Consider the following 24,904-nt stretch of genomic DNA (forward strand, 5'->3'; position numbering starts at 1 on the left):
GATGTCTGGACCCGGCAAAGCGACGGCCGTGCTGCTCGCTGGACGCTCCAACCGCGTGCGAACGGCTTGGCTCGGCGCGGTGCTGGCGTTTCTCGCGCTGCTTTGTGCGCTGTCCGTTGCCATCGGCACGCGTGACGTTTCTTTTGCGGATATTGTTGGCGGGCTCAGCGGCCGCGTCGAGACGGTTGCCGAGGCGGCGGTTGCCGTACGTTTGCCGCGCACGCTGCTTGCCCTGCTTGCCGGGGCCGCACTCGGGCTGGCCGGGGCCATCATGCAGGGTGTCACGCGCAATCCGCTTGCCGATCCCGGCATTCTCGGTGTGAACATGGGGGCGTCGCTTGCCGTCGTCATCGGCATTGTGTGGTTCGGCATCGCCTCGGCTCAGGCCTTCATCATGGTCGCAATTGCCGGGGCGGGGGTATCAGCGGTTTTCGTTTATGTTGTCGGCTCGCTCGGGCGAGGCGGGGCGACCCCGCTGAAACTCGCACTTGCGGGCGCCGCCACCTCCGTCGCCTTTTCCTCACTCGTCATCGCCGTCGTTCTGCCGCGCAGCGATATTGCCGGCGGCATCCGCTCCTGGCAGATCGGCGGCGTCGGCGGGGCGACTTTCGAGCGAATCGAGACCGTGCTGCCCTTTCTGGCCACCGGCTTCATCGTCAGCCTGCTTTCGGCGCGCAAGCTGAATTCTCTGGCGCTTGGAGATGAACTCGCCGCCGGGCTTGGCGAGAATGTTGCGGTCGCCCGAGCCGTGGCCTCCTGCGGCGCCATCCTGCTCTGCGGTGCGGCCACCGCCATTTGCGGGCCGATCGGTTTTGTCGGGCTGGTGGTGCCGCATCTCTGCCGTCTGCTCGTCGGTGTGGACAATCGCTGGCTTTTGCCGTTTTCCGCGCTCGGCGGCGCCTGCCTGCTGCTTGCCGCCGATATTGTCGGGCGCATCGTGGCGCGGCCGTCGGAACTCGATGTCGGCATTGTCACCGCCCTTGTCGGCGCGCCTTTCTTCATCTGGATTGTCAGACGCCAGAGGGTGCGTGAATTGTGACCATGTATGCTCCCGTCATCGAAAATCTCGTCTTCAATCGCCATGCCCGCCAGCGCCGGCGTCGCCTTGTCATCGCCGCCCTGTCGGCGCTTCTGATTGCCGCTTTCGCAACGACGCTGATGCTCGGGCAATCCTTCACGCCGCCCGGTGATGTCGTTCGTGTTCTGCTGGGGCAGGACATTGCCGGGGTAACCTTCACCGTCGGGCAGTTGCGCCTGCCGCGTGCGCTGCTGTCGATTCTGGCAGGCCTGAGCTTCGGGCTTGGCGGCGTCGCCTTCCAGATCATGCTGCGCAACCCGCTCGCCAGCCCCGATATTATCGGCATTAGTTCCGGGGCGAGCGCGGCGGCCGTTTTTGCCATCGTCGTCCTGCAGATGAACGGGCCGCTGGTCTCGGTCTTCGCCGTCGCGGCCGGTCTTGGCGTCGCGCTCCTCGTCTATCTCCTGTCCTTCCGCAACGGCGTGGCCGGAACGCGGCTGATCCTTGTCGGCATCGGCGTATCAGCCATGCTGGAAAGCTTCATCGCCTATATCCTCTCCGTCGCGCCAGCATGGACGCTGCAGGAGGCGATGCGCTGGCTGACCGGCAGCGTCAACGGCGCGAAAATCGCGCAACTGCTGCCGCTCCTCCTCGCGCTCATCCTTTTCGGCGGCCTGCTCCTCAGCCGTGCGCGTGATCTGGAAGCGTTGAGACTGGGGGACGACGCTGCCGCAGCGCTTGGCGTGCGGGTGGGGCGAACGCGCATCATCGTCATCATCGCCGCCGTTGGCATGATCGCCTTTGCAACGGCGGTCTCGGGTCCAATCGCGTTTGTCGCTTTCCTCTCCGGGCCGATTGCGGCGCGCATTGTCGGCAGCAACGGCTCGCTGCTCCTTCCTGCGGCGCTGGTTGGGGCGGCGCTGGTGCTGGTTGGCGATTATTGCGGCCAGTTCCTGTTGCCGGGCCGTTACCCGGTCGGCGTCGTTACCGGCGCGCTCGGTGCACCCTATCTGATTTACCTTATCGTGCGGGTCAACCGCAGCGGAGGCTCGTTATGACCGGCCACTCCCTTTCCGTGAACGGCCTGTCGGCCGGCTATGGCGAAAACCTCATCATCGACGGGCTGGATCTCACCGTTCCGCGCGGGAAGATCACGGTCATCGTCGGCGCCAATGCCTGCGGCAAGTCCACCCTGCTGCGCAGCATGTCGCGGCTCATTGCGCCGCGCGCCGGTCAGGTTCTGCTCGATGGAAAATCGATCCATCGTCTTCCCTCGCGCGACCTCGCACGGCGCATGGGCCTTTTGCCGCAATCGCCGATAGCGCCGGAGGGCATTGTGGTTGCCGATCTGGTCAGCCGTGGCCGGCACCCGCATCATGGCCTGTTCGCCCGCTGGTCGCGACAGGACGACGAGGCCGTCGCCGCAGCCCTTGTCGCCACCGATACGGTGGAACTGGCCGAGCGGCCGGTGGACGAGCTTTCCGGCGGCCAGCGGCAACGCGTCTGGATCGCCATGGCGCTCGCCCAGCAGACAGACATATTGCTGCTGGATGAACCGACCACCTTCCTCGATATCAGCCATCAGGTCGAGGTGCTGGACCTTCTGACCGATCTCAACCACGCCCGGGAGACCACCATCGTCATGGTGCTGCACGACCTCAATCTCGCAGCCCGTTATGCCGATCATCTCGTCGCCATGAGGGACGGGAAGCTGCATGTCTTCGGCACGCCGGAGGACGTATTGACGGAGGAGAATGTCCGCCACGTCTTCGGCATCGAAAGCCGGGTCATCGAAGATCCGACCTCGGGCAAACCGATGATGCTGCCGATCGGGCGGCACCGAACGGTGGCGGGGGTGGCAATAGGCGTATCTCTTTAAGATACGGTCCTGTTGACTTCTGTGCGTATCTGTTTATGATACCAACATCACGAGGCCAGCAATGATCCGTTCTTTCAAAAACAAGCTGACCGCATCGATTGACGACGGATCTGTGAAGAAGGGCTTTCCCGCCGATCTCGTACGCCGCGCCCAGCAGCTGCTCACGATCCTGGATGCGGCGACCACGGTAGAAGACCTTCGCTCACCGCCCGGCAATCGTTTGGAAAAGCTGTCCGGCGATCGTGAGGGCCAATATTCGATCCGGATCAACAAGCAGTGGCGCATCTGCTTCGTCTGGATGGAAGCAGGGCCGGAAAGCGTGGAAATAACCGACTATCACTAGTCTGGAATTCTCGTGGAGAGGCTCATGAAAAATCGGCCAAGGAGGGCCAGCGAGCATGACAATCAGTAAATCGCCTCCGATCCATCCGGGCGAAATCCTGCGGGAACTCTATCTTGAGCCGCTGGGGATGTCGGCTTACGCTCTTGCAAGGCACCTCAATGTTCCGCGCACCCGCATAGAACGGATTGCGGGAGAGAAACTTGGTATCACCGCCGACACCGCCTTGCGCCTTGCAAAGTTTTTCAAGACCACGCCGGAATATTGGCTGAACTTGCAGAACGCCTTTGACATTAAGGCGGCGGCTGTGAGGCTGGAAGCGGAACTTGCCAATATCAAGGAACTGGAAGCGGCCTAATTCTCAGCCGCCCGTCAGGTCACGGCCAGGCCGCATAAGACGGCGGCGGCACGTTCTGCATTCGCGTTGCCGTTCTCCTAAACCGGCCGGGAGACGTGCCTTCGTTGCGGGTGAAAAAGCGATTGAAATAACCGGGGTCCTGAAATCCTAATCGGAACGCGATTTCAGCGACTTGCAGCGATGAGTTCAGAAGAAGGTCACGCGCTTCGGACAGCAGTTCCCGGTGAATATAGGCCTGCGGCGAAAGCCCCGTCGCCTTGCGCACCGCAAATCCCAGCCGTTCGCGGTTGACGCCGAGCTGCCTTGCATAATCTTCCACGCCCCATTGATCGCGTTTGTGCTGGCTGACCACCAGCACGAAACGCTCGGTGAGGCTGCCGGGCGTTGAGACGGCCGCGGCAATATCGGCTATGGCGTGCTGGCAGATGCGAATGAGGGTGACGGAGAGCAGGCTGGCGATGATCGTGTCCGAACCGGTTGTCGCGCGGACATTTTCGCTGGCGATGGTCTCGAGATAACCCGCGAGTTCCTGCCGGTCTTTCTCCGCCGGCGCCTGCGTCAGAACACGCTGCAATATATTGCGCACGGCGCTTGCGCTCGTGCCGGTGGGCATCGCATGGGCAAGCCCGATTTCGCTCGTCCTCAGCAGCGATCCACGGCTTCCGGCAGTCAGCCGCAGACGGCCGGCGGGGCCGATGGGCAACCAGACGAGCCCCGGTGCTGGGACAGGCAGCGTCTTTTCGCCCTGTATGATTTCCGCTTCCCCGGCCGACAGGAGAAGCAGATGGGCACTATCCGATTCCAGCCGGAACTCGGAGATGCGCAGCGTCGAGGCGAGGGTGCGCGCCGTGATCTCCACGCGATTGCCGGCAATCTGGCTATGCATCGCCATTCGGCCTCCAAAAGTACAATAATGCGCTACACTAGTGCATTTTATATGCGGCTGTCATTGCTAAACTTTGATCAGCGCAGGGAAAGCCTTGAGGAGAACGGCAACCCCGATAAGGCGCTTTGGGAGGAACATCATGAATAATCTGAAGCGCAGAACGCTGTTCTGCCTGCTGTCCGGTGCTGCCTTGTCGGCGGTATCTTTCGGTCACGCCATTGCGCAGGACCGTACCTCGGTGAAGATCGGTTATGCCGTTTCAAAAAGCGGCGCCAATGCCACGGGTGCTGGCATAACCACCATTCCGAACTACAAATTATGGGTGAAAGAGGTTAACGATGCCGGCGGCCTGACCCTGCCGGATGGCACGCGCCTACCGGTGGAAGTAGTGGAATATGACGACCGATCCTCGGCCGAGGATGCCGTGCGGTTCACCGAGCGTCTGGCGAGCCAGGATAAGGTCGATTTCATCCTGCCGCCCTGGGGCACGGGCTTCAATCTGGCTGTTGCGCCGCTTTACGACCGTTTCGGTTATCCACAACTGGCCGTGACCGGCGTTACCGACAAGGCGCCCGATTTCGCGGCGCGCTGGAAAAAGAGCTTCTGGATGCTCGGCGGTGGTCATGACTATGCCAATGCACTGGCCGATGTCTTGAAAGCCGCACGCGAGGCCGGCCAGATCAACGATAAGGTCGCGGTGATTTCCGTGGCCGACGGTTTCGGCATCGATCTCATCAAGGCCGCGCGGCCGGCGCTGAAGGAAGCGGGTTTCACGCTTGCCTATGACAAGACCTATCCGGTCGGCACGTCCGATTTCGCAGCACTTGTGAACGAGGCGGCGGCGAGCGGTGCGGACAGCTTCATCGCCTTTTCCTATCCGCCCGATAGTTTTGCGGTGACGAAACAGGCGCAGACGGCGAAGTTCAACCCGAAGGTCCTTTATGTCGGCGTCGGCGGTGCTTTCCCGATCTTCCCGAAGGTTTCCGATGGCAAGCAGGAGGGCGTGATCAGCATCGGCGGCGTCGATGGCAGCAGCGACAAGATCGAGGATTATTTCAAGCGCCACGAAGCCTTCATCGGCACCAAGCCAGACAGCTGGGCAAGCGCCATCACCTATGCGAGCCTTGAAATGCTGGCCCAGTCCGTTCAACGCGTTGGCCTCGACAAGGCGGCGGTGGCAAATGAACTTTCGACGGGAAGCTTCGACACCGTCATCGGCCCGGTCAAGCTTGAAGACAACCAGCTTCGCCAGCTCTGGTGGGCGGGGCAATGGCAGGGCGACCGTTTCGTGGCGATTGCGCCCGCAGACCGCGCAGGCGCGGCCAAGCCGGTCATTCCGAAGCCGCAATGGTGAGCCTTTGCCGGCCGGGGTCGTGAATCCCGGCCGGAAGGCTTCGGCCATCTTCCATACTGGAGACATTCCCTTGTTTTTATCCACCCTCATCTTCGGCTTGATGCTGGGAGGGACCTATGCGCTGATCGCGCTTGGACTTTCGCTGCAATATGGCATTGCCCGCATCATGAACCTTGCCTATGGCGAGGTGTTGATTGCGGCTGCCTTCATCACCTTCGTGCTGTTTTCCAGCTATGGCCTGTCGCCGCTCTGGTCGCTCTTCATCATCGTGCCGCTCGGTTACGCCCTGTCTTTCGTGATCTACCGGGTCATGATGCGGCCGCTGGTGCGCCGTTCGGGCGGCTCCGGCCGTCTGGAAGTCGATTCCATTCTGGCGACCTTCGGGCTGCTCTTCGTTATCCAGGGCATTATGCTCGTGGCGTTCGGCGGCAACTACCATTCCTATTCCTATCTATCCGATGGCGTCGACATCTTCGGCACGACGGTGGCGCTGAACCGGCTCCTGTCCTTCGGCCTGTCGGTCGCGATCGGTGGCGGGCTTTATCTGGCGCTCACCCACAGCCGCTGGGGCCTCAACCTGCGGGCGGTGGCGCTGGCGCCCAAATCTGCGCCGCTGGTTGGCATTGATGTGAACCGTGTGGCCTCAATTGGCTTTGCGCTTGGCGGCGCACTCGCCGTGGCAGGCGGGGTGATGATTTCGATGTACCAGACCTTTTCCGCCTCCTATGGCGTGGTCTTCACCATGAAGGCGCTTGTCGTCGTCATCATGGGCGGTGTCGGCAATCTGCTTGGCGCGCTGGTGGCCGGCCTGCTGCTCGGTCTCGTGGAAACCTTCGTGCTCGTTTATGTCGATCCCGGCCTCACGCTTGCCGCCACCTATCTGCTCTTTCTCGTGGTGCTGCTCTGGCGTCCGGAAGGCATCTTCGCAAGGAGGGGCAAATGATCCCGCTTCTCATCGGCCTTGCCACAGCCGCGCTGCTGGCGCTTTCCCCTTTCTTCTTCGATGCCTATGGCGTCGGCGTCATCATCGGCCTTCTCGGTTATGCGACGCTTGCCTCCGCCTGGGCGATGTTCTCCGGCCCGACGCGCTATATTTCGCTCGCCACCGTCGCCTTCTTCGGTGTCGGGGCCTATACGGTTGCGGTGCTGAGCGAGGTTTTGCCCTGGCCGCTGGTGCTCCTGTGCGCGGCCCTTGTCGGCGCGGCGCTGGCGCTTGTTGTCGGGCTTTCCACGCTGCGCGTCGCCGGCATTTATTTCGTGATCTTTTCCTTTGGCCTTGCCGAACTCATCCGCCAGCTCATCACCTGGTATGAGGTGAATGTGACCGGCACGCTCGGGCGTTACATCTTCCTGCCGCTGGAGCCGCAACACGTACTCTGGCAATTGCTGGCGCTGGCTGTCATCACCCTCCTGCTGGCAATCCTGATCGACCGCAGCAAGCTCGGACTGGCGCTGAAGGCAATCGGTGACGACGAGGTCGTGGCCGCCCATGCGGGCATTAATCTCGCCCGCACCAAGCTGACGCTCTTCGTGCTGTCGGCCACGATCATCACGCTGGTCGGCGCCATTCAGGCCCCGCGCTGGGTCTATATCGAGCCGGCCATCGTGTTTAATCCTCAGGTCTCGTTCCTCACCGTCATCATGGCCCTGCTTGGCGGAGCCACACGCCGCTGGGGACCCATTCTCGGTGCGGTGCCGCTGTTCCTGCTGTTCGAGTGGCTGGGCGCGAACTTCCCCAACCATTTTTCCATCATCCTCGGCGCTCTCTTCATCCTCATTGTCTTCGTGCTGCCGGATGGCGTGCTGGCGGCGCTGGAGAAATCGCGCAAAAAGGAGAAAGCCGCATGAGCGCCGTTCTCGAAATCATCGATATCCGCAAGACCTTTGGCGGGCTGAAGGCGGTGGATGGCCTTGGCCTCACCATCGAGGCCGGCGAGGTCGTCGGGCTGCTCGGCCCGAACGGTTCCGGCAAGACGACGCTGATGAACCTGATCTCGGGGGCGCTGAAGCCCACTGAAGGGTCGATCCGGCTCAAAGGGCAGGAGATTGCAGGCCGGCGGCCGGATGTGATTGCACGCGCCGGCGTGGCGCGCACCTTCCAGCTTGTGCGGCTTTTGCCTTCACTTTCCCTGCTCGAAAACGTTGCCGTATCGGCCATGTTCGGCCCGCAGCGGCTTTCACGCCCCGAGGCGGAGAAGGTCGCGCGCGCCTGCCTCGAAAGAATAGGCCTTGCCGGGCGGGAAACCATACCGGCCGGCGATCTAACCTATATCGACCAGAAACGCCTTGAACTGGCGCGTGCGCTGGCGGGCGAACCGAAGCTTCTGCTTCTCGATGAATGGCTTGCGGGCCTCAACCCCACGGAGCTGCAGGAAGGAATAGCGCTGATCCGGCGGCTGGCGTCCGAGGGTACGACGATCCTGCTGGTGGAACATATCATGGCCGCCGTGCGCGCGCTTTGCCCGCGCTCCGTGGTCATGGCCGCCGGTCGCAAGATCGCTGACGGGCCGACGGCAACGGTGCTTGACGATCCGCAGGTCATTTCCGCCTATCTGGGAGCGGCACATGCTTGAAATAGATGCGCTGACAATCCGTTACGGCAAACATCTCGCGGTTGACGGCATATCGCTCAATGTCGCCAAGGGCGAAACGGTGGTGCTGCTTGGCGCCAATGGAGCCGGCAAGTCGTCGTTGCTGAAAGCGGTCGGCGGCATGGTGGCTCCGGCCTCCGGAGACGTGCGCGTCAACGGTTCGTCGCTTGCCGCTGTCCCCGCCCATCAGATCGTGGAGCGGGGCGTGGCATTGGTGCCGGAGGGACGCGGAATTTTCGCGGCGCTGACGGTGGAGGACAATCTCCGTCTCGGGGCCAATCCCCGCCATGCCCGCTCAGCGGAAAAGACGACACGGGAGCATATTTTCTCGCTGTTTCCCCGCCTTGCCGAGCGGCGGCAGCAGCTTGCCGGCACCATGTCCGGCGGCGAACAGCAGATGGTCGCCATTGGGCGGGCGCTGATGTCGGCCCCGGATTATCTGTTGCTGGACGAGCCGAGCCTTGGCCTTGCGCCCATCGTCACGCAGGAGCTTTTTGCCGCTTTGGCGGAGATCAAGAAGAGCGGCCTTTCCATTCTGCTCGTGGAGCAGAACGTGCGCGAAAGCCTCTCACTTGCCGATCGCGGATATTTGCTGGAAGCAGGGCGGATTGTCGGGGCAGGCACGGCTGCGGCCCTGTCCGCCGATCCCGCCGTGCAACGGGCGTTTCTTGGCGGCACCACCGCCGCCATTGTCTGAATTCAGGAGGAAGACCATGCAGACAGTCAATCTTTTCATCGGCGGCGACCATTGCCCGGCCACAAGCGGCAAGCGTTTCGAACGCAGCAACCCCATCACCGGCGATGTGGCGACGAGTGCTGCGGCGGCAACGGTGGAGGACGCCACCCGGGCAGCCGATGCCGCGGCGGCCGCTTTCCCGGTCTGGTCGGCAACGCCGCCCGGTGAACGCCGCCGCCTGCTTCTGGCTGCCGCGCAGGCGCTTCTCGCCGCCGGGCCTGACATTACCCAGGCGATGAAGGAAGAAATCGGCGCAACCGATGCCTGGGCCGGTTTCAACGTCAAACTGGCAAGCGACATGCTGGTAGAGGCGGCAAGCCTGACGACCCAGATCAAGGGAGAGGTCATCCCTTCCAACCGTCCCGGAACCATGGCGATGGCGCTGCGCCAGCCCGCCGGTGTCGTGCTGTCCATCGCGCCGTGGAACGCGCCGGTCATTCTCGGCGTGCGCTCCATCGCCACGCCGCTCGCCTGCGGCAATACGGTTGTCATGAAGACCTCGGAACTGTGCCCGCGCACCCATGCGCTGATCATTGAAGCCGTCGCTTCGGCGGGTTTGCCCAAGGGCGTGCTCAACGCCGTCTCCAATGCGCCCGAAGATGCGGCAAAGATCGTCGATACGCTTATCGCACACCCCGCCGTCAGACGCGTGAATTTCACCGGCTCGACCCGCGTTGGCCGGGTGATTGCCGAAACGGCCGGCCGTTATCTGAAACCCGCTTTGCTGGAGCTTGGCGGCAAGGCGCCGTTCATCGTGCTTGATGACGCCGATATCGATGCGGCTGTCGCGGCTGCCGCTTTCGGCGCTTATATGAACCAGGGCCAGATCTGCATGTCGACGGAGCGCATCATCGTGCTCGACAGCGTCGCCGATGCATTTGTGGAGGCCTTCGCCAAGAAAGCTTCGAGCCTTACTGCTGGCGATCCGCGTGAAGGCAAAACACCGCTCGGCTCGCTGGTCAGTGCGGAGGCGACATCCCGCATTCGGTCGTTGGTGGATGACGCTGTCTCCAAGGGCGCTCGGCAGGTTGCCGGTGGCGGCGGCAACGGCACGATGCTCGATGCGATTGCCGTCGATGGCGTCACTCCCGCCATGCGGCTCTATGCGGAGGAAAGTTTCGGTCCTGTCGTCTCCATCATCAGGGCCGGCAGCATCGATGAGGCGGTGAGCATCGCAAACGAAACCGAGTTCGGTCTTTCCGCCGCGATTTTCGGCAGGGATCAGGCACGGGCGCTTGCCATTGCCGCCCGCATCGAAAGCGGCATATGTCACATCAACGGCCCCACCGTTCACGATGAGGCGCAGATGCCCTTCGGCGGGGTCAAGGCTTCCGGTTACGGCCGCTTCGGCGGTACGGCGGGCATTGCGGAATTCACCGAGCTACGCTGGGTCACGCTGCAGGACGGGCCGCTGCATTTTCCGATCTGAACAGGAAACGGTACAGGGTGGCGGGCGGCGTCATCGCCGCTCGTCGATCAGCCAGCCGGTGAGTTTCCTCACCGCGCTGTCGCTGCTTTTCGGCCGCATCAGCCAGTAGCCGCGTCCCGGTGCGTCAAGGCTTGGGCCTGCCGTCACCAGCACGCCGGCCTCAAGCAACGGATCGACCAGTCCCGCCCAGCCGAGCGCGAAACCCTGTTCGCCGATGGTTGCCTGCACCACCATGGTGTAATTGTTGAAGCTGATGTCGCCGCCATCATGCTCGGCACCGCGATGCACGCCAAAATGCTTGAAATAGGAAGGCCAGTCGAACCAATGCGCCTGCGAGGTATTTTCGAGGTGGATGAGCTTCCGCCGCGAAAAATCCGCAACGGTTGCGGGTGCCGGTGTCCCGGCCAGCAGGGCAGGCGAGCAGACCGGCGTGACCTTTTCCGAAAGCAGCAATACCGCCCCGTCGCCCGCCTCCTGCCGCGTTCCGAAAATAATCATCACGTCGCTATCGTGTTTGCCCTGGCCGAGCGGGTCCTGCGTTGCGACGATCTGGATATTGATGTCAGGATTGAGCGCGCGAAAACCATGCATTCTCGGGATGAGCCACAGGGACGAGAAGGCATAGTCCGTGTGCAGGCGGATGGTCTGGCGCTCCTCCGTCCGGCGCAGCTGCTGTGCGAGAAGGTCGATGGCGTCGACATTGCGCGAGACGATCTCGAACAGCCGCTGGCCTTCGGCCGTGAGTTCGATGCCGCGATGTTTGCGCCGGATGAGGGTTACACCCAGCTCATCCTCCAGCCTGCGGATCTGATAGCTGACCGCAGGCTGCGTCAGCCGCAGGGATGATGCCGCCGCCGTCAGGCTGCCGCGGCGGGCAACCTCGGTGAAAATGCGCATCCATCCCAGATCGAGCGGCCTGTCTGACATTAAAATTCCTTATATCAACCATCGAAAAATACCCGCTTCACAGGCAAAAGCAACGTGGTGTTCAATAAACTGGATTGATAAAAGGGGAGCCGCAATGAAAACCATTTCTCATCTGCATCGCATCGCCGCCGGTCTCTTTCTGTCCGTGGCGGCCTTCTCCACCCCGCTTCAGGCGGCCGATGACGCGGCCTGCAAGACGATCCGTCTCAGCGATCCCGGCTGGACCGACATTACTGCCACCAACGGCGTCGCTTCCGTTTTGCTCGATGCGCTGGGTTATGAGGCTGACGTCAAGACGCTGTCGGTGCCGATCGGGTATCAGGCGATGAAGAATGGCGAAATCGACGTTTTCCTCGGCAACTGGATGCCGGCGCAGAAATCCTTCGTGGACGATCTGAACGCCGCCAAGGCGGCCGAGGTGATGACGAAGAACCTTGAAGGCGCGAAGTTTACGCTGGCAGTGCCTTCTTACATGGCGGAAAAGGGCGTCAAGGATTTCGCCGACCTCGCCAAACATGCCGATGAATTCGAAAGCAAGATTTATGGCATCGAGCCGGGTGCCCCGGCCAACCAGAATATACAGAAGATCATCGACGCCAATGATTTCGGCCTGAAGGGCTGGCAGCTCGTCGAATCCGGCGAGCAGGCGATGCTGGCGCAGGTGGAGCGGGCGGGCAGGGACAAGAAGGCCGTGGTCTTCCTCGCCTGGGCGCCGCATCCGATGAATGAGAAGATCGATATCGCCTATCTCTCTGGCGGCGACGCCTATTTCGGTCCGAATTTCGGCGGCGCGGAAGTCTATACGCTCGCCCGCACCGGCTGGCCGCAGCAATGCCCGAATGCGGCGACGCTGTTCAAGAACCTGAAATTCGATATCGGCATGGAAAACAGCCTGATGGGCTCCATTCTCGGTGGGGAGGATTCGAAAGCAGCGGCAGCGGCATGGCTGAAGGCCAATCCGAAAGCGCTGGATGGCTGGCTGCAGGGCGTTACCACGCTGGATGGCAAGCCGGGTGCGGACGCTGTCAAAGGCAAGCTTGGTCTCTAAGCCGGAAAGTGGAAATGCCGCGTCCCAATATCCTGATCCTGATGGCCGACCAGTTCAACGGGACGTTTTTTCCCGATGGTCCGGCCGATTTTCTCCACGCACCCCATCTGAAAGCCTTGGCGGAGCGGTCTGTCCGCTTCGCCAACACCTATACGGCAAGCCCGCTCTGCGCGCCGGCCCGCGCCTCCTTCATGTCCGGGCAATTGCCCAGCCGCACGCGGGTTTACGATAATGCCGCCGAATTTGCTTCCGATATTCCGACCTATGCCCACCACCTGCGGGCGGCGGGTTATTACACCGGCCTCTCGGGAAAGATGCATTTCGTCGGCCCGGACCAGCTGCACGGCTTCGAGGAGCGTTTGACGACGGATATCTATCCAGCCGATTTCGGCTGGACGCCTGATTACACGAAGCCCAGCGAGCGCATCGACTGGTGGTATCACAATCTCGGTTCGGTCACCGGCGCAGGCGTCGCCGAAATCACCAACCAGATGGAATATGACGACGAGGTGGCCTATCACGCCACCCGCAAGCTCTACGACCTGTCGCGCCGCCTCGATGACCGGCCGTGGTGCCTGACGGTCAGCTTCACCCACCCGCACGACCCCTATGTGGCGCGGCGCAAATTCTGGGACCTCTATGCGGATTGCCCGGCGCTCGACCCGCAGACACCGGCGATTGCTTTCGAGGGGCAGGACCCGCATTCGAAACGGTTGCTGGAAGCCTGCGACCATAAGGCTTTCGATATTTCGCCGGAGCAGATACGCCGCGCACGGCGCGGATATTTCGCCAATATCTCCTATATCGACGAAAAGGTCGGCGAAATCCTCCAGGTGCTGAAGGCGACGCGGATGGAGGAGGACACGATCATCCTCTTCCTGTCCGACCATGGCGACATGCTGGGCGAGCGCGGGCTGTGGTTCAAGATGTGTTTCTTCGAAGGTTCCGCCCGCGTGCCTCTGATGGTGGCCGCACCCGGCTGGCAGCCGGCCCTGATCGACACGCCGGTCTCAACGCTCGATGTCACGCCGACGCTCTGCGGTCTGGCGGGGCTCGATATCACCTCGCTCAAACGCTGGACGGATGGCGAGGATCTGGCGGCGCTGACGGCGGGGACTGGCGAGCGTGGCCCGGTGCCGATGGAATATGCCGCCGAAGGCTCGATAGCACCGCTCGTCGCCCTTCGCGACGGCCGCTACAAGCTATCGGTCTGCGAGGCCGATCCGCCGTTGCTCTATGATATCGAGGCGGACCCCGAGGAACGCACGAACCTTGCCGGCGACCCTGCTTTCAGTGCTGTGCTCTCATCGCTTTCTGCTGAAATCGACCGGCGATGGCAGCTCCCGGTTTTCGACGCGGCGGTGCGGGAAAGCCAGGCAAGGCGCTGGGTGGTCTACAAGGCGTTGCGCAACGGCGCTTATTACCCGTGGGATTACCAGCCTTTGCAGAAAGCCTCCGAGCGCTATATGCGCAACCACATGGACCTCAACGTGCTGGAGGAAAACCAGCGGTATCCGCGCGGGGAATGAAGCGGTTAGGGCCTATCGCGCCGCATTTTTAGGTTCGTCGCCAATGGAAACGACCTGCTTTTCATCGCAGCGACGCGAGAAGCCGGAGCCTGACCCAGTTCAGCGCTGCAAGTTTGAAGCGATCGTAAAATGACCGTGCGAAACGTACATAGCGCATGATCCATGCGAGCCAGGGATAGGTGAGGAGCTTTTCCCGGCCGGCGTGATAAATACGCTCGACGATCAGGAATGTCGCGAGATGGGCAAGGACCGTCAGAACCAGTCCCACCTTGACGGCGCCATGGGCAATGAGGACGAGACCGATGATCTTCATGGGTTCGGCGATGGCGAAGGGCACCGCAAGGCAAAAGAGAATGGCAAGACGCGGCAATCGCGCGATCCGGCTTTCCAGTCGCTTGATGAATGTCAGTCCGGATATGGCCCTGATGACGGGCCGGTAGAGCGGGCGGAAAATGCCGTCGAAGATGAGGGCGAAAACGATGATCGCCCGAAGCGGAAAGACGAGGATCGTCCGGATTTTGCTCTTCACCTCGGCGGGTCTCCAAAAAGGGCGTAACGCCCATCCTTAATCGCCTGAAACATGTCAAAACGAAGTCTTTTTGTCGTTCAGCCCTGCCGCACGCTCGCATACATGCCGGTGGTACGGAATTCGCTCGGATTGGTGCCGTAGAGCCTGCGAAAGACCTTGGAGAAATAGTTCGGATCCTCGAAACCGCACAGCACCGATACCTCCTTGATGGGAAGGTTGGCAGCCGAGGTGAGAAGCTTGGCCGCCCGGCGCAGGCGTCGCTGCAGCACGAATTCCGCTGGCGAAAGGCCTTCGCTTGCCGCGAAGATGCGGGAAAAATGCGCGCGGCTGAGGCCTGCCACCGCCGCAAGGTCGCTGACCGAAAGCCGTTCGCCGAGATGGCTGTCGATGTAGCTCAGCACCTGTTGCATGGTACGATATTCGCCGCCGAAAGAAGGATGAGAACCGAAGACATCGTCATAAAGCGTCATTGCCGCTTCATAAGCGACGGCGGAGGCGGCGCCTGGCGTTTCCGCGCCATTGACGAGGCGCGAGCAGCATTCGGCAAGATGATCCACGGTTTCGGGCTGGAGTTTGAGGATCGGGCCGGTGACGGAGAGGATATTGCGGTGAATGCGCAGAGCTTCCTCGCCATTCATGGAAATCCAGAAGAATTCCCACTCCTTGCCTTCTTCCAGCCAGTAGCGGTGATTGTGGGGAATGAGCAGCAGCAGGGTTTCGCCCGGCCTCACCACATAGTGGCGGTTCTCGTAACGCAGGTTGCCCTGTCCGGCGATGCAATATTGCAGCACGGTAAAAGGCGTCTGGCCGCGTTTGCGCCCGTCCCAGTCGTAATTGCCACTGCGGCGGATTTCATAACCGCTGCTGGTCGGCATGGTGTGCAGCGTCTGGCGGCCGCGCGGCAGCGAAACTGTTCGCATGCCGGGTCCCTGATCGATCAAATCTCGCAGCACAAAATTACCCATGAAAGCATAATCCTTCTCTGGTCCTTACCGATATTATACGCATAATCCCGATCCGAGGAGACAGCCCGCGGGATATTGCTGCTGAAAAATTGGGAGTAAGGCCGGTTTTCCGGGATTCTTACGGGTATTTTTCTGCAGTGCCATTTTACGATCCTGCGGCCCGTTTCACCCGTTCGATTTGCAACAGAGGTGGCGTTATGAGTTTCAAAATCGCTATTATTGGCGCAGGCAGCGTCGGTTTCACGAAAAAACTGTTCACCGATCTCCTGTGTGTGCCGGAGTTTCGCGATATTGAAGTCGCGCTGACGGATATCAGCCAGCACAATCTGGATATGATCAGGGCGATCCTCGAGAAGATCGTCGAGGCCAATGGTTTCCCCGTCAAGGTGACGGCCGATACCGACCGCAGGCGGGCGCTGGAGGGCGCGAAATATATCATCAGCTGCGTGCGGGTCGGCGGTCTCGAAGCCTATGCGGACGATATCCGCATTCCGCTGAAATACGGCATCGACCAGTGCGTGGGCGATACGATCTGCGCCGGCGGCATTCTCTATGGTCAGCGCAACATTCCGGTCATTCTGGATTTCTGCAAGGATATCCGCGAAGTCGCCGCACCGGGTGCGAAATTCCTGAACTACGCCAACCCTATGGCGATGAACACCTGGGCGGCCATCGAATATGGCAAGGTGGATACGGTCGGTCTCTGCCACGGCGTTCAGCACGGCGCGGAACAGATTGCCGAAATTCTCGGGGCGAAAAGTGTGTCCGAGCTGGATTACATCTGCTCCGGTATCAACCACCAGACATGGTTCATCGATCTGAGGCTCAACGGTCGCAAGATTGGCAAGGACGAGTTGGTCGCCGCCTTCGAGGCGCATCCGGTCTTCTCGCAGCAGGAGAAGCTGCGCATCGACGTGCTGAAGCGGTTCGGTGTCTATTCGACCGAAAGCAACGGGCACCTCTCCGAATATCTGCCGTGGTATCGCAAGCGGCCGGAGGAAATCGCCCGCTGGATCGACATGTCCGACTGGATTCACGGCGAAACCGGCGGTTACCTGCGCCATTCCACCGAGACGCGCAACTGGTTCGAAACCGAGTTTCCGCAGTTCCTCGCCTCGGCCGCAAAGCCCATCGATCCGGCCAAGCGCTCCAATGAACATGCAAGCCATATTCTGGAGGCACTTGAGACGGGGCGTGTCTATCGCGGCCATTTCAACGTCAAGAACAATGGCGTCATCAGCAATCTGCCAGCAGATGCCATCATCGAATCCCCCGGTTTCGTCGACCGTTTCGGCATCAATATGGTCTCAGGCGTAACCCTGCCGGAAGCCTGTGCGGCCACCTGCATGGCCTCCATCAACGTGCAGCGCATGTCCGTGCATGCGGCGGTGAGAGGCGATATCGATCTTTTGAAGCTTGCCGTGCTGCACGATCCGCTGGTCGGCGCCGTCGCCACACCGGAGGAGGTCTGGCAGATGGTGGACGAAATGGTCGTCGCGCAGGCGCGCTGGCTGCCGCAATATGCCCATGCCGTGCCGGCGGCGAAGGAGCGGCTTGCGAAATCCAGCGTCAAGACCCGCGACTGGGCCGGTGCCGCACGCCGCAATGTGCGTTCCATCGAAGAATTGCGGGCCGAAAAATCGGCGCTGAAAAAGGCTGTTTGAAGGAAAAGGCATGGGAACAGGCCGGGCGGCGGAAGGGAGTTCGCCGCCACGGCCAGAACGATCACAGAGGGTGGGCGGTCGAAGAGCTGCCATTTGGGAGGAATGACGATGTTACTTCAACGCAGGATCGGTATCATCTCGGCACTGGGTCTCGGTGTTTCGATGATCGCACTCAATGCGGATGCCTTCGAGACCGCTACGCCGCCGGAGCCGCCGCAATTTCCGGCCGAAGGCAAGATCAACTATGTGGCGCGCGATTCGATCCTCGAATTCAAGGCGCTGCCGAGCTACAGCGAGCCTGACTGGGTCAGCGAGAAATTCGAAAAGACCGGCAAGCTGCCGCCCTTGAAAGAGCGCCTGCCGGAAGAACCGCTGGTCTACAAAACCGGCAATATGCCCGACGGTATGGGCGTTTACGGCGATACGATGCGCCATGTGGTCGGCGGCAGGCCCGAGGGCTGGAACTATATTGCCGGCCAGAGCCAGGGCTGGGGCGGCATCGATATCGCCCTTTCCGAATGCCTGACGCGCACCGCACCGCTCTTCCAGGTGGATGCCAAGGACACCGAACCGCTGCCCAATCTGGCCAAAAGCTGGGAATGGTCCGAGGATGGCCACAAGCTGACCATGCATCTCGTCAAGGGCGCCAAGTGGTCGGACGGCGAGCCCTTCAACGCCGATGACGTGATGTTCTACTGGGAAGACGCGGTCGTCGATCCCAATGTTTCACCGCTTGGCGGCGGCGCATCGCCCGAGGCTTTCGGTGAGGGAACGACCCTTAAAAAGATCGATGATTACACCGTCGAATGGACCTTCAAGGCAGCTTTTCCCAAGCAATATCTCTACACCATGGCCTATCCGAGCTTCTGCCCCGGGCCGTCGCATATCCTGAAACCGCAGCATCCGAAATATTCCAAGAATACCTATAACCAGTTCAAGAACGCTTTCCCGCCGGAATATATGAACATGCCGGTCATGGGGGCATGGGTGCCGGTCGCTTATCGGCCTGATGACATCATCGTGCTGCGACGCAATCCCTATTACTGGAAGGTGGATGAGAAGGGCCAGCAGCTGCCTTATCTCAACGAGGTGCACTACAAGCTTTCCACCTGGGCTGACCGTGATGTGCAGGCCGTGGCGGGATCGGGCGATTTCTCCAACCTCGAACAGCCGGAGAATTTCGTCGCCTCGCTGAAACGCGCCGCCGATCCCAATGCGCCGGCCCGCCTTGCCTTCGGGCCGCGGCTCATCGGTTATAATCTGCAGATGAATTTCTCCGCCAATGGCTGGGGCAATCCGGATGAACGCGGGCAGGCCATTCGTGAACTGAACCGCAACGAGGTGTTCCGTCAGGCCGTCACATCGGCCATCGACCGCAAGGCAGTCGGCGACTCGCTGGTGAAGGGGCCGTTCACGGCGATCTATCCGGGCGGCATTTCATCGGGCACCAGCTTCTATGACCGCGCCTCAACGGTTTATTACCCCTTCAACCTCGAGGCCGCCAAGGCCGCGCTCGCCTCGATAGGCCTGAAGGATACGGACGGCGATGGTTTCCTGAATTTCCCGAAGGAAACGCTGGGTGGCCGCAATGTCGAGATTACCCTTCTCGTCAATAACGGTTACGCGACGGACAAGAGCCTCGCGGAAGGTCTTGTTGGCCAGATGGCGAAACTCGGCCTGCGCGTCGTCATCAACAGCCTCGATTCCAACCAGCGTGATGCCGCCCATTATGGCGGGCAGTTCGACTGGCTGGTGCGCCGCAACTCCACCGAGCTTTCATCCGTGGTGCAGAACACCGAGCAGCTTGCCCCTGTCGGCCCGCGCACCAGCTGGAACCACCGCTCGCCCGAAGGCAAGGAACTCGATCTGATGCCGTTCGAGAAGGAGATGGCCGATCTCGTGCGCAAGTTCATCTCCTCGCAGGACAATGCCGAGCGGGCCGAACTGATGAAGCAATATCAGAGGGTCTATACGCAGAACCTCTATACGATCGGTCTCACCGAATATCCCGGCGCGCTGATCGTCAACAAGCGGTTCTCGAATGTGCCGCAGGGCACGCCGATCTTCATGTTCAACTGGGCTGAAGACTCCATCATCCGCGAACGCCTTTGGGTCGCGGCGGATAAGCAGGGCAAATACGAACTCTTCCCGCAGCAGCTTCCCGGCAAGCCGGGTGAGGGCGGGCCGATTAACTAGAACTCCTCCCGGAGAAAACCCGGTACCGGTCGCGCGTGAAGCGCGGCCGGAGATACACGGCCCATCCAAACCGAGGAAGACCGTTCGATGCTGAGATTTCTGACGATACGCGTTGCATCCGCCATTCCGGTATTGTTGATCCTGAGCGTGGTAACCTTCGCCATCATTCAGGCGCCGCCCGGCGATTATGCCGACTACATCCGCTCGCAGCTGATGAACCAGGGCGGCGCGTCCTTCGAACAGGCGGAAGCGCAGGCTCAGGCTTATCGCATCGAGCACGGCCTCGATAAGCCGCTCGTCATTCAATATTTCAACTGGATCGGCGGCATCGTCACCCGCGGCGATTTCGGCTACAGCTTCTATTACAACAAGCCGGTCGCCGATGTGGTTGGCGAACGCCTGCCGCGCACCATTGCGCTGGCGCTGGTCTGCCACATCCTCGCGTCCGTTCTCGGTATCGCCTTCGGCATCTGGGCGGCCACGCGGCAATATTCATGGGTCGACAATCTTCTGTCGACCGTTGCCTTCCTCGGCATGACGATCCCGCGCTTCCTGATGGCGCTGATCCTTGTCTACCTCATGGTGTTTCATTTCGATGTGTCTGAGATCGGCAGCTTCTTTTCGCCGCAATATGGCGGTGCGCCGTGGTCATGGGCCAAGTTCGTCGATCTCGTCAGCCATGTCTGGCCGGTGGTCGCCATCGCCGTCTTCGGTGGGCTGGCCTATAATATGCGGGTGATGCGCGGCAATCTGCTCGATACGCTAAATGCGCAATATGTCGAGACGGCGCGCGCCAAGGGTCTTTCGGAAGGCGCTGTCATCATGCGCCATGCGGTGCCGAACGCCGTGCACCCGCTCGTCATGTATCAGGGCGTGGTGCTGCCTTACATGCTGAGTGGTGAGATCGAGACCGCGATCATCTTCGCGTTGCCGACCGTCGGCCCGGCCATTGTCGGCTCCATGGCGGTGGGCGATGTCTATGTCACCGCGACCTTCATGATGGTGCTAGCCGCCACGCTGATCGTCGGCAACATCATCGCCGATATGCTGCTCGCCATGCTCGACCCGCGCGTCCGCGAATTCGGGAGGGCCTGAGATGATGGCGTTTGACGAGATGAAAACCGAAACCGCCACCCCCGCAAAACCCGACCGTTCCGCCCATGGTAACGAGACCTATCTCGCACTGGTCTGGCGGCGTCTCAGACGCTCCTTCACCGGCATGGTCGGGCTGGTGCTGGTGGCGCTGTTGATCCTGATCGCCATCTTTGCGGATTTCTTCGCGCCGATGAACCCGCTCGAAACCCATGGCAGCTTCTCGCCGCCGCAGGTGGTGCGCTTCACCGACAAGGACGGCAATTTCAGCCTTGCACCGCGCGTCTATGCCATCGCCGAAACCGAAGAGCTTGATCCTGTCACCTTCCAACCCATCGTCGGGCCGGATTACGACAATCCCGTCTATCTCGGCTTCTTCGTCAAAGGTGCGGAATACAGGCTGCTGGGCCTCATCCCGATGAGCCGTCACTTCTTCGGCTCGACGGACGGCCAGCCGGTGCATTTTCTCGGCACTGACAAGTTCGGGCGCGACGTGCTGTCGCGCGCCATCTATGGCTCGCGCATCTCGCTTGCCATCGCCTTGAGCGTCGTCGCCATCGTCACCGTCATCGGCACGAGTGTCGGTCTGATTTCCGGCTATTTTGGCGGGCCGCTGGATGCCTGGGTGCAGCGCTTTGTCGAGGTGGTGCTGGCTTTCCCGCAATTGCCGCTTTACCTTGCGCTGACCTCACTCATCCCGGTAACCGCACCCACTACCGTTTTCCTTGTCTTCGTGGTCGGTGTCATGTCGGCGCTTGGCTGGGCGCAGATGTCGCGCGAGGTGCGCGGCAAGACGCTGGCGCTGGCGCGCATCGATTATGTGCGGGCGGCCATTGCCGTCGGTGCCACCGACCGGCGCATCATTTTCCAGCATATCCTGCCGAATGTGATGAGCCATGTGATCGTCGCCGTGACACTGCATATTCCAAGCGTCGTGCTGCTCGAATCCTTCCTCGGTTTCCTCGGCTTTGCGGTCAAGCCGCCGCTCATCTCCTGGGGGCTGATGCTGCAGGATACGGCGACCTATTCCGTCATCGGTTCCTATCCCTGGATTCTCGCGCCGGTCGGTTTCGTGCTGGTCACGGTCTTCGCCTTCAACGCGCTCGGCGATGGCCTGCGCGATGCCGTCGATCCCTATTGAGAGGAGCGTAATATGGTTGCTGCTGCACAGAACAACACGTACGCGCCCGCCATCCGCTTCGATGCCGATGACCGAAACGACGCCGCCATCATCGATGCCCGCAACATTGCCGTGACCTTCAAAGTGGAGCACGGCACGGTGGAGGCGGTGAAGGACATTTCCTTCCAGCTTTACCGGGGCGAGACGATTGCCATCGTCGGCGAATCCGGTTCGGGAAAATCCGTCACGGCCCGCACGATCATGGGGCTTTTGACGAAGCGGGCGTCCGTTGCGAAATCCGCGACCGTGCGTTTCAACGGCGACGACATATTGAAGTTTTCCAGCCGTCAGCGGCGTGCGCTGCGCGGCAACCGCATCTCGATGATCTTTCAGGAGCCGATGAGTTCGCTGAACCCGATCTATACGATCGGCAGCCAGATCGTCGAGGCGATCCGCGTTCATTCGAAGCTCAGCCGGAAAGAGGCCGAGGCGAGGGCGCTCGATCTTCTGCGGCAGGTGCAGATACCCGAACCGGAAGCGAGGCTGAAACAATATCCGCATCAGCTTTCCGGCGGCCAGCGGCAGCGTGTGATGATCGCCATGGCGCTTTCCAACGATCCGGATGTGCTGATTGCCGATGAGCCAACAACCGCGCTCGATGTGACGGTGCAGGCGCAGATCCTCAACCTCATCCGCGATCTTCAGAAGAAGCGCGGCATGGCCGTGGTTCTCATTACCCATGACCTGACGATCGTGAAGCAGTTTTCCGATTATGTTTATGTCATGCAGCATGGCGAGATGCGTGAGCACAACACCACGGAAAAGCTCTTCGAAGCGCCGCAGCACCCCTATACGAAAAAGCTGCTTGCCTCCGAACCGCATGGCACGGCAAAGCCGCTGCCGGAAAATTCCGGCGTGCTGCTGACGGCAAGCGGCGTGCGGGTCTCTTTCATGATGCGTTACGGCGGCCTGTTTAAACCCGAACTGAAGGAACTGATCGCCGTCGACAGTCTGGGCCTCACCCTCAATCGGCACGAGACGCTGGGGCTCGTCGGTGAATCCGGTTCCGGCAAGACGACCTTCGGCCAATCCCTGCTGCGGCTGAACGAGCCGGTGGCCGGGGAGGTGGTCTTTGACGGGGAGAGGGTTGATGGCCGCTCCCGCGCTGAAATGCGGCCTTTGCGTTCGCGTATGCAGATCGTCTTTCAAGACCCTTTCGCCTCGCTCAATCCGCGCATGACCATCGGCCAGATCATCGAGGAAGGCCTCATCATCAATGGCCTTGGGAAAACCAAGGCCGAAAGGCTGGACCGGGTGCGCGACGCGCTCGAGGCGGCGGGCATGCCCGGCAATATCCTCTCACGTTTCCCGCATGAATTCTCCGGCGGTCAGCGCCAGCGCATCGCCATTGCCCGTGCGGTGGCGCTGGAGCCGGAATTCATCCTGCTCGATGAGCCGACCTCGGCGCTCGATCTTTCCGTGCAGGCGCAGATCATCGATCTCCTGCGCAAGCTGCAGGATGAGCGGGGCCTGAGCTATCTGTTCATCTCGCACGACCTGAAAGTGGTCCGCGCGCTCTGCCACCGTGTCATCGTCATGCAGCGCGGGCAGATCGTCGAGCAAGGGCCTGTCGAGGATGTGCTGACCAATCCGAAAACCGAATATACTCAGCGGCTTGTACGGGCCGCCTTCGAAATCGCTTGAATTCCCAATGCTGGAGGTAGACATGGCAAGAGATCCCAAGATCACATTCATCGGCGCAGGCTCCACGGTGTTCATGAAGAACATCATCGGCGACGTGCTGCAGCGTCCGGCGCTTTCGGGCGCCACCATCGCACTGATGGATATCAACCGCGAGAGGCTGGAAGAAAGCGCCATCGTCGTCAACAAGCTGATTTCGACACTTGGCGCAAAGGCGAAGGCCGAGACCTATACGGACCAGAAAAAGGCACTTGCCGGTGCCGATTTCGTCGTCGTCGCCTTCCAGATCGGCGGCTATGAACCCTGCACGGTCACCGATTTCGAGGTGCCGCGTAAATACGGCCTGCGCCAGACCATTGCCGATACGCTCGGCGTCGGCGGCATCATGCGCGGCCTTCGCACCGTGCCGCATCTGTGGAAGATTTGCGAGGACATGCTGGCCGTCTGCCCCAACGCCATCATGCTGCAATATGTGAACCCCATGGCGATCAATACCTGGGCGATTGCGGAGAAATATCCGACGATCCGGCAGGTCGGCCTTTGCCATTCGGTGCAGGGCACAGCCATGGAGCTCGCCCACGATCTCGATATCCCTTACGAGGAAATCCGCTACCGTTCCGCCGGCATCAACCACATGGCGTTCTTCCTGGAGTTCGAGCACCGCCAGCCGGATGGAAGCTACAAGAACCTCTATCCCGACCTCGTGCGCGGTTACCGCGAAGGCCGTGCGCCAAAACCCGGATGGAACCCGCGCTGCCCCAACAAGGTGCGTTACGAGATGCTGACGCGGCTCGGTTATTTCGTCACCGAAAGCTCCGAGCATTTCGCCGAATATACGCCCTATTTCATCAAGGAAGGACGAGAGGACCTGATCGAGAAATTCGGTATCCCGCTCGATGAATACCCGAAGCGCTGCATCGAGCAGATCGAACGCTGGAAGGGGCAGGCGGCGGCCTATCGTTCGGCCGAGAAGATCGAGGTAAAGCAGTCAAAGGAATATGCCTCCTCCATCATCAACTCGGTCTGGACCGGCGAACCCTCGGTGATATACGGCAACCAGCGCAACAATGGCTGCATCACCTCGTTGCCATCGGATTGCGCGGCGGAAGTGCCCTGCCTTGTCGATCATAACGGCGTGCAGCCCACCTTTATCGGCGAATTGCCGCCGCAGCTCACCGCCCTTATGCGCACCAACATCAATGTGCAGGAACTGACGGTGCGGGCGCTGATGAGCGAAAACCGAGAGCACATCTTCCACGCGGCGATGATGGACCCGCATACGGCGGCGGAACTGGATCTCGACCAGATATGGTCGCTGGTGGACGATCTGCTGCTGGCCCATCGCGACTGGCTGCCGGAATGGACGCAGGTGGAGGTGAAGCGGGCGCGGGCGGTGTAAGGCGCGGTTGCGACAAAATACGAAGGTGCAGACCATCTCCTCCGTCATGCCGGACTAGATCCGGCATCCAGCCACGACGCGTCTGCGTCGTGAGAAGACTCTTCCGCGATCAAGCACTTGATCGCGCTGGACCCCGGATCAAG

Annotated in this window: 23 protein-coding genes; 19 read left to right on the top strand and 4 right to left on the bottom strand. The window is 61.1% G+C overall.

Annotated elements, in window-relative coordinates; translation table 11 throughout:
- Position 1: 1 nt before the first annotated feature.
- From RAC79_RS21235 to RAC79_RS21255, 5 genes are all read left to right on the top strand, one after another.
- Positions 2 to 1,039: a FecCD family ABC transporter permease gene (locus RAC79_RS21235; RefSeq protein ID WP_374997519.1), complete on the top strand. Its 1,038-nt coding sequence runs from the start codon at positions 2 to 4 to the stop codon at positions 1,037 to 1,039.
- A gap of 2 nt (positions 1,040 to 1,041) precedes the next feature.
- A complete protein-coding gene (locus tag RAC79_RS21240; protein ID WP_374997520.1) occupies positions 1,042 to 2,076 on the top strand; it encodes a FecCD family ABC transporter permease in 1,035 nt (344 codons plus the stop codon).
- Positions 2,073 to 2,897: an ABC transporter ATP-binding protein gene (locus RAC79_RS21245; protein WP_374997508.1), complete on the top strand. Its 825-nt coding sequence runs from the start codon at positions 2,073 to 2,075 to the stop codon at positions 2,895 to 2,897. Before RAC79_RS21240 ends, RAC79_RS21245 begins: the two co-directional genes overlap by 4 nt.
- Before the next feature lie 61 nt (positions 2,898 to 2,958).
- A complete protein-coding gene (locus tag RAC79_RS21250; RefSeq protein ID WP_125146192.1) occupies positions 2,959 to 3,240 on the top strand; it encodes a type II toxin-antitoxin system RelE/ParE family toxin in 282 nt (93 codons plus the stop codon).
- A gap of 55 nt (positions 3,241 to 3,295) precedes the next feature.
- The gene (locus RAC79_RS21255; protein WP_174000690.1) at positions 3,296 to 3,595 is read left to right on the top strand and encodes a HigA family addiction module antitoxin; all 300 of its coding nucleotides are present in this window, start codon (positions 3,296 to 3,298) and stop codon (positions 3,593 to 3,595) included.
- 19 nt (positions 3,596 to 3,614) lie between these two features.
- Here RAC79_RS21255 and RAC79_RS21260 read toward each other — a convergent pair whose 3' ends face one another.
- Complete coding sequence (locus RAC79_RS21260; RefSeq protein WP_374997509.1) at positions 3,615 to 4,487, bottom strand: helix-turn-helix transcriptional regulator; 873 nt, start codon at positions 4,485 to 4,487, stop codon at positions 3,615 to 3,617.
- 133 nt (positions 4,488 to 4,620) lie between these two features.
- Here RAC79_RS21260 and RAC79_RS21265 point away from each other — a divergent pair, with 133 nt between their 5' ends.
- From RAC79_RS21265 to RAC79_RS21290, 6 genes are all read left to right on the top strand, one after another.
- Positions 4,621 to 5,835, top strand: a complete 1,215-nt coding sequence (locus RAC79_RS21265; protein ID WP_374997510.1) for an amino acid ABC transporter substrate-binding protein — start codon at positions 4,621 to 4,623, stop codon at positions 5,833 to 5,835.
- Positions 5,836 to 5,905: 70 nt separating this feature from the next.
- Positions 5,906 to 6,778: a branched-chain amino acid ABC transporter permease gene (locus RAC79_RS21270; protein WP_020811624.1), complete on the top strand. Its 873-nt coding sequence runs from the start codon at positions 5,906 to 5,908 to the stop codon at positions 6,776 to 6,778.
- On the top strand, positions 6,775 to 7,683 hold the full coding sequence (locus tag RAC79_RS21275; RefSeq protein ID WP_065657666.1) for a branched-chain amino acid ABC transporter permease: 909 nt from the start codon (positions 6,775 to 6,777) through the stop codon (positions 7,681 to 7,683). Before RAC79_RS21270 ends, RAC79_RS21275 begins: the two co-directional genes overlap by 4 nt.
- The gene (locus tag RAC79_RS21280) at positions 7,680 to 8,408 is read left to right on the top strand and encodes an ABC transporter ATP-binding protein (protein ID WP_374997511.1); all 729 of its coding nucleotides are present in this window, start codon (positions 7,680 to 7,682) and stop codon (positions 8,406 to 8,408) included. Before RAC79_RS21275 ends, RAC79_RS21280 begins: the two co-directional genes overlap by 4 nt.
- Positions 8,401 to 9,123, top strand: a complete 723-nt coding sequence (locus RAC79_RS21285) for an ABC transporter ATP-binding protein (protein WP_374997512.1) — start codon at positions 8,401 to 8,403, stop codon at positions 9,121 to 9,123. Before RAC79_RS21280 ends, RAC79_RS21285 begins: the two co-directional genes overlap by 8 nt.
- A 16-nt stretch (positions 9,124 to 9,139) precedes the next feature.
- The gene (locus tag RAC79_RS21290; RefSeq protein WP_125146199.1) at positions 9,140 to 10,591 is read left to right on the top strand and encodes an aldehyde dehydrogenase; all 1,452 of its coding nucleotides are present in this window, start codon (positions 9,140 to 9,142) and stop codon (positions 10,589 to 10,591) included.
- A gap of 30 nt (positions 10,592 to 10,621) precedes the next feature.
- On the opposite strand, the gene RAC79_RS21295 is transcribed toward RAC79_RS21290, so the two are convergent.
- Complete coding sequence (locus RAC79_RS21295; RefSeq protein ID WP_065657670.1) at positions 10,622 to 11,518, bottom strand: choline sulfate utilization transcriptional regulator; 897 nt, start codon at positions 11,516 to 11,518, stop codon at positions 10,622 to 10,624.
- Between the two features lie 94 nt (positions 11,519 to 11,612).
- Between RAC79_RS21295 and choX the strand changes: the two genes are divergently transcribed.
- Positions 11,613 to 12,566: a choline ABC transporter substrate-binding protein gene (gene choX, locus RAC79_RS21300; protein WP_142846082.1), complete on the top strand. Its 954-nt coding sequence runs from the start codon at positions 11,613 to 11,615 to the stop codon at positions 12,564 to 12,566.
- Positions 12,567 to 12,580: 14 nt separating this feature from the next.
- Positions 12,581 to 14,095, top strand: a complete 1,515-nt coding sequence (gene betC, locus RAC79_RS21305) for a choline-sulfatase (protein ID WP_374997513.1) — start codon at positions 12,581 to 12,583, stop codon at positions 14,093 to 14,095.
- Between the two features lie 61 nt (positions 14,096 to 14,156).
- Here betC and RAC79_RS21310 read toward each other — a convergent pair whose 3' ends face one another.
- Together RAC79_RS21310 and RAC79_RS21315 are read right to left on the bottom strand one after the other, a co-directional pair.
- The gene (locus RAC79_RS21310; RefSeq protein WP_374997514.1) at positions 14,157 to 14,624 is read right to left on the bottom strand and encodes a hypothetical protein; all 468 of its coding nucleotides are present in this window, start codon (positions 14,622 to 14,624) and stop codon (positions 14,157 to 14,159) included.
- 77 nt (positions 14,625 to 14,701) lie between these two features.
- Positions 14,702 to 15,589, bottom strand: a complete 888-nt coding sequence (locus tag RAC79_RS21315; RefSeq protein ID WP_125146201.1) for an AraC family transcriptional regulator — start codon at positions 15,587 to 15,589, stop codon at positions 14,702 to 14,704.
- A 197-nt stretch (positions 15,590 to 15,786) separates the two neighbouring features.
- On the opposite strand from RAC79_RS21315, the gene RAC79_RS21320 reads away from it, so the two are divergent.
- The 6 genes from RAC79_RS21320 (at position 15,787) to RAC79_RS21345 (ending at position 24,761) form a co-directional block, all read left to right on the top strand.
- A complete protein-coding gene (locus tag RAC79_RS21320; RefSeq protein WP_374997515.1) occupies positions 15,787 to 17,253 on the top strand; it encodes an alpha-glucosidase/alpha-galactosidase in 1,467 nt (488 codons plus the stop codon).
- Between the two features lie 108 nt (positions 17,254 to 17,361).
- Positions 17,362 to 19,449 carry an ABC transporter substrate-binding protein gene (locus tag RAC79_RS21325; protein WP_374997516.1) on the top strand — a complete coding sequence of 696 codons (2,088 nt, stop codon included), beginning with the start codon at positions 17,362 to 17,364 and terminating at the stop codon, positions 19,447 to 19,449.
- A gap of 87 nt (positions 19,450 to 19,536) precedes the next feature.
- Positions 19,537 to 20,544 carry an ABC transporter permease gene (locus RAC79_RS21330; RefSeq protein ID WP_174000713.1) on the top strand — a complete coding sequence of 336 codons (1,008 nt, stop codon included), beginning with the start codon at positions 19,537 to 19,539 and terminating at the stop codon, positions 20,542 to 20,544.
- 1 nt (position 20,545) lies between these two features.
- Entirely contained in the window at positions 20,546 to 21,682 is a 1,137-nt protein-coding gene (locus RAC79_RS21335) for an ABC transporter permease (RefSeq protein WP_374997517.1), read from the top strand.
- Between the two features lie 12 nt (positions 21,683 to 21,694).
- The gene (locus tag RAC79_RS21340) at positions 21,695 to 23,365 is read left to right on the top strand and encodes an ABC transporter ATP-binding protein (protein WP_374997518.1); all 1,671 of its coding nucleotides are present in this window, start codon (positions 21,695 to 21,697) and stop codon (positions 23,363 to 23,365) included.
- A 22-nt stretch (positions 23,366 to 23,387) separates the two neighbouring features.
- Entirely contained in the window at positions 23,388 to 24,761 is a 1,374-nt protein-coding gene (locus tag RAC79_RS21345; RefSeq protein ID WP_078053907.1) for an alpha-glucosidase/alpha-galactosidase, read from the top strand.
- Positions 24,762 to 24,904 lie beyond the last annotated feature (143 nt).

Source organism: Agrobacterium sp. LR_9 (assembly GCF_041954855.1).
Lineage (GTDB): Bacteria > Pseudomonadota > Alphaproteobacteria > Rhizobiales > Rhizobiaceae > Agrobacterium > Agrobacterium leguminum.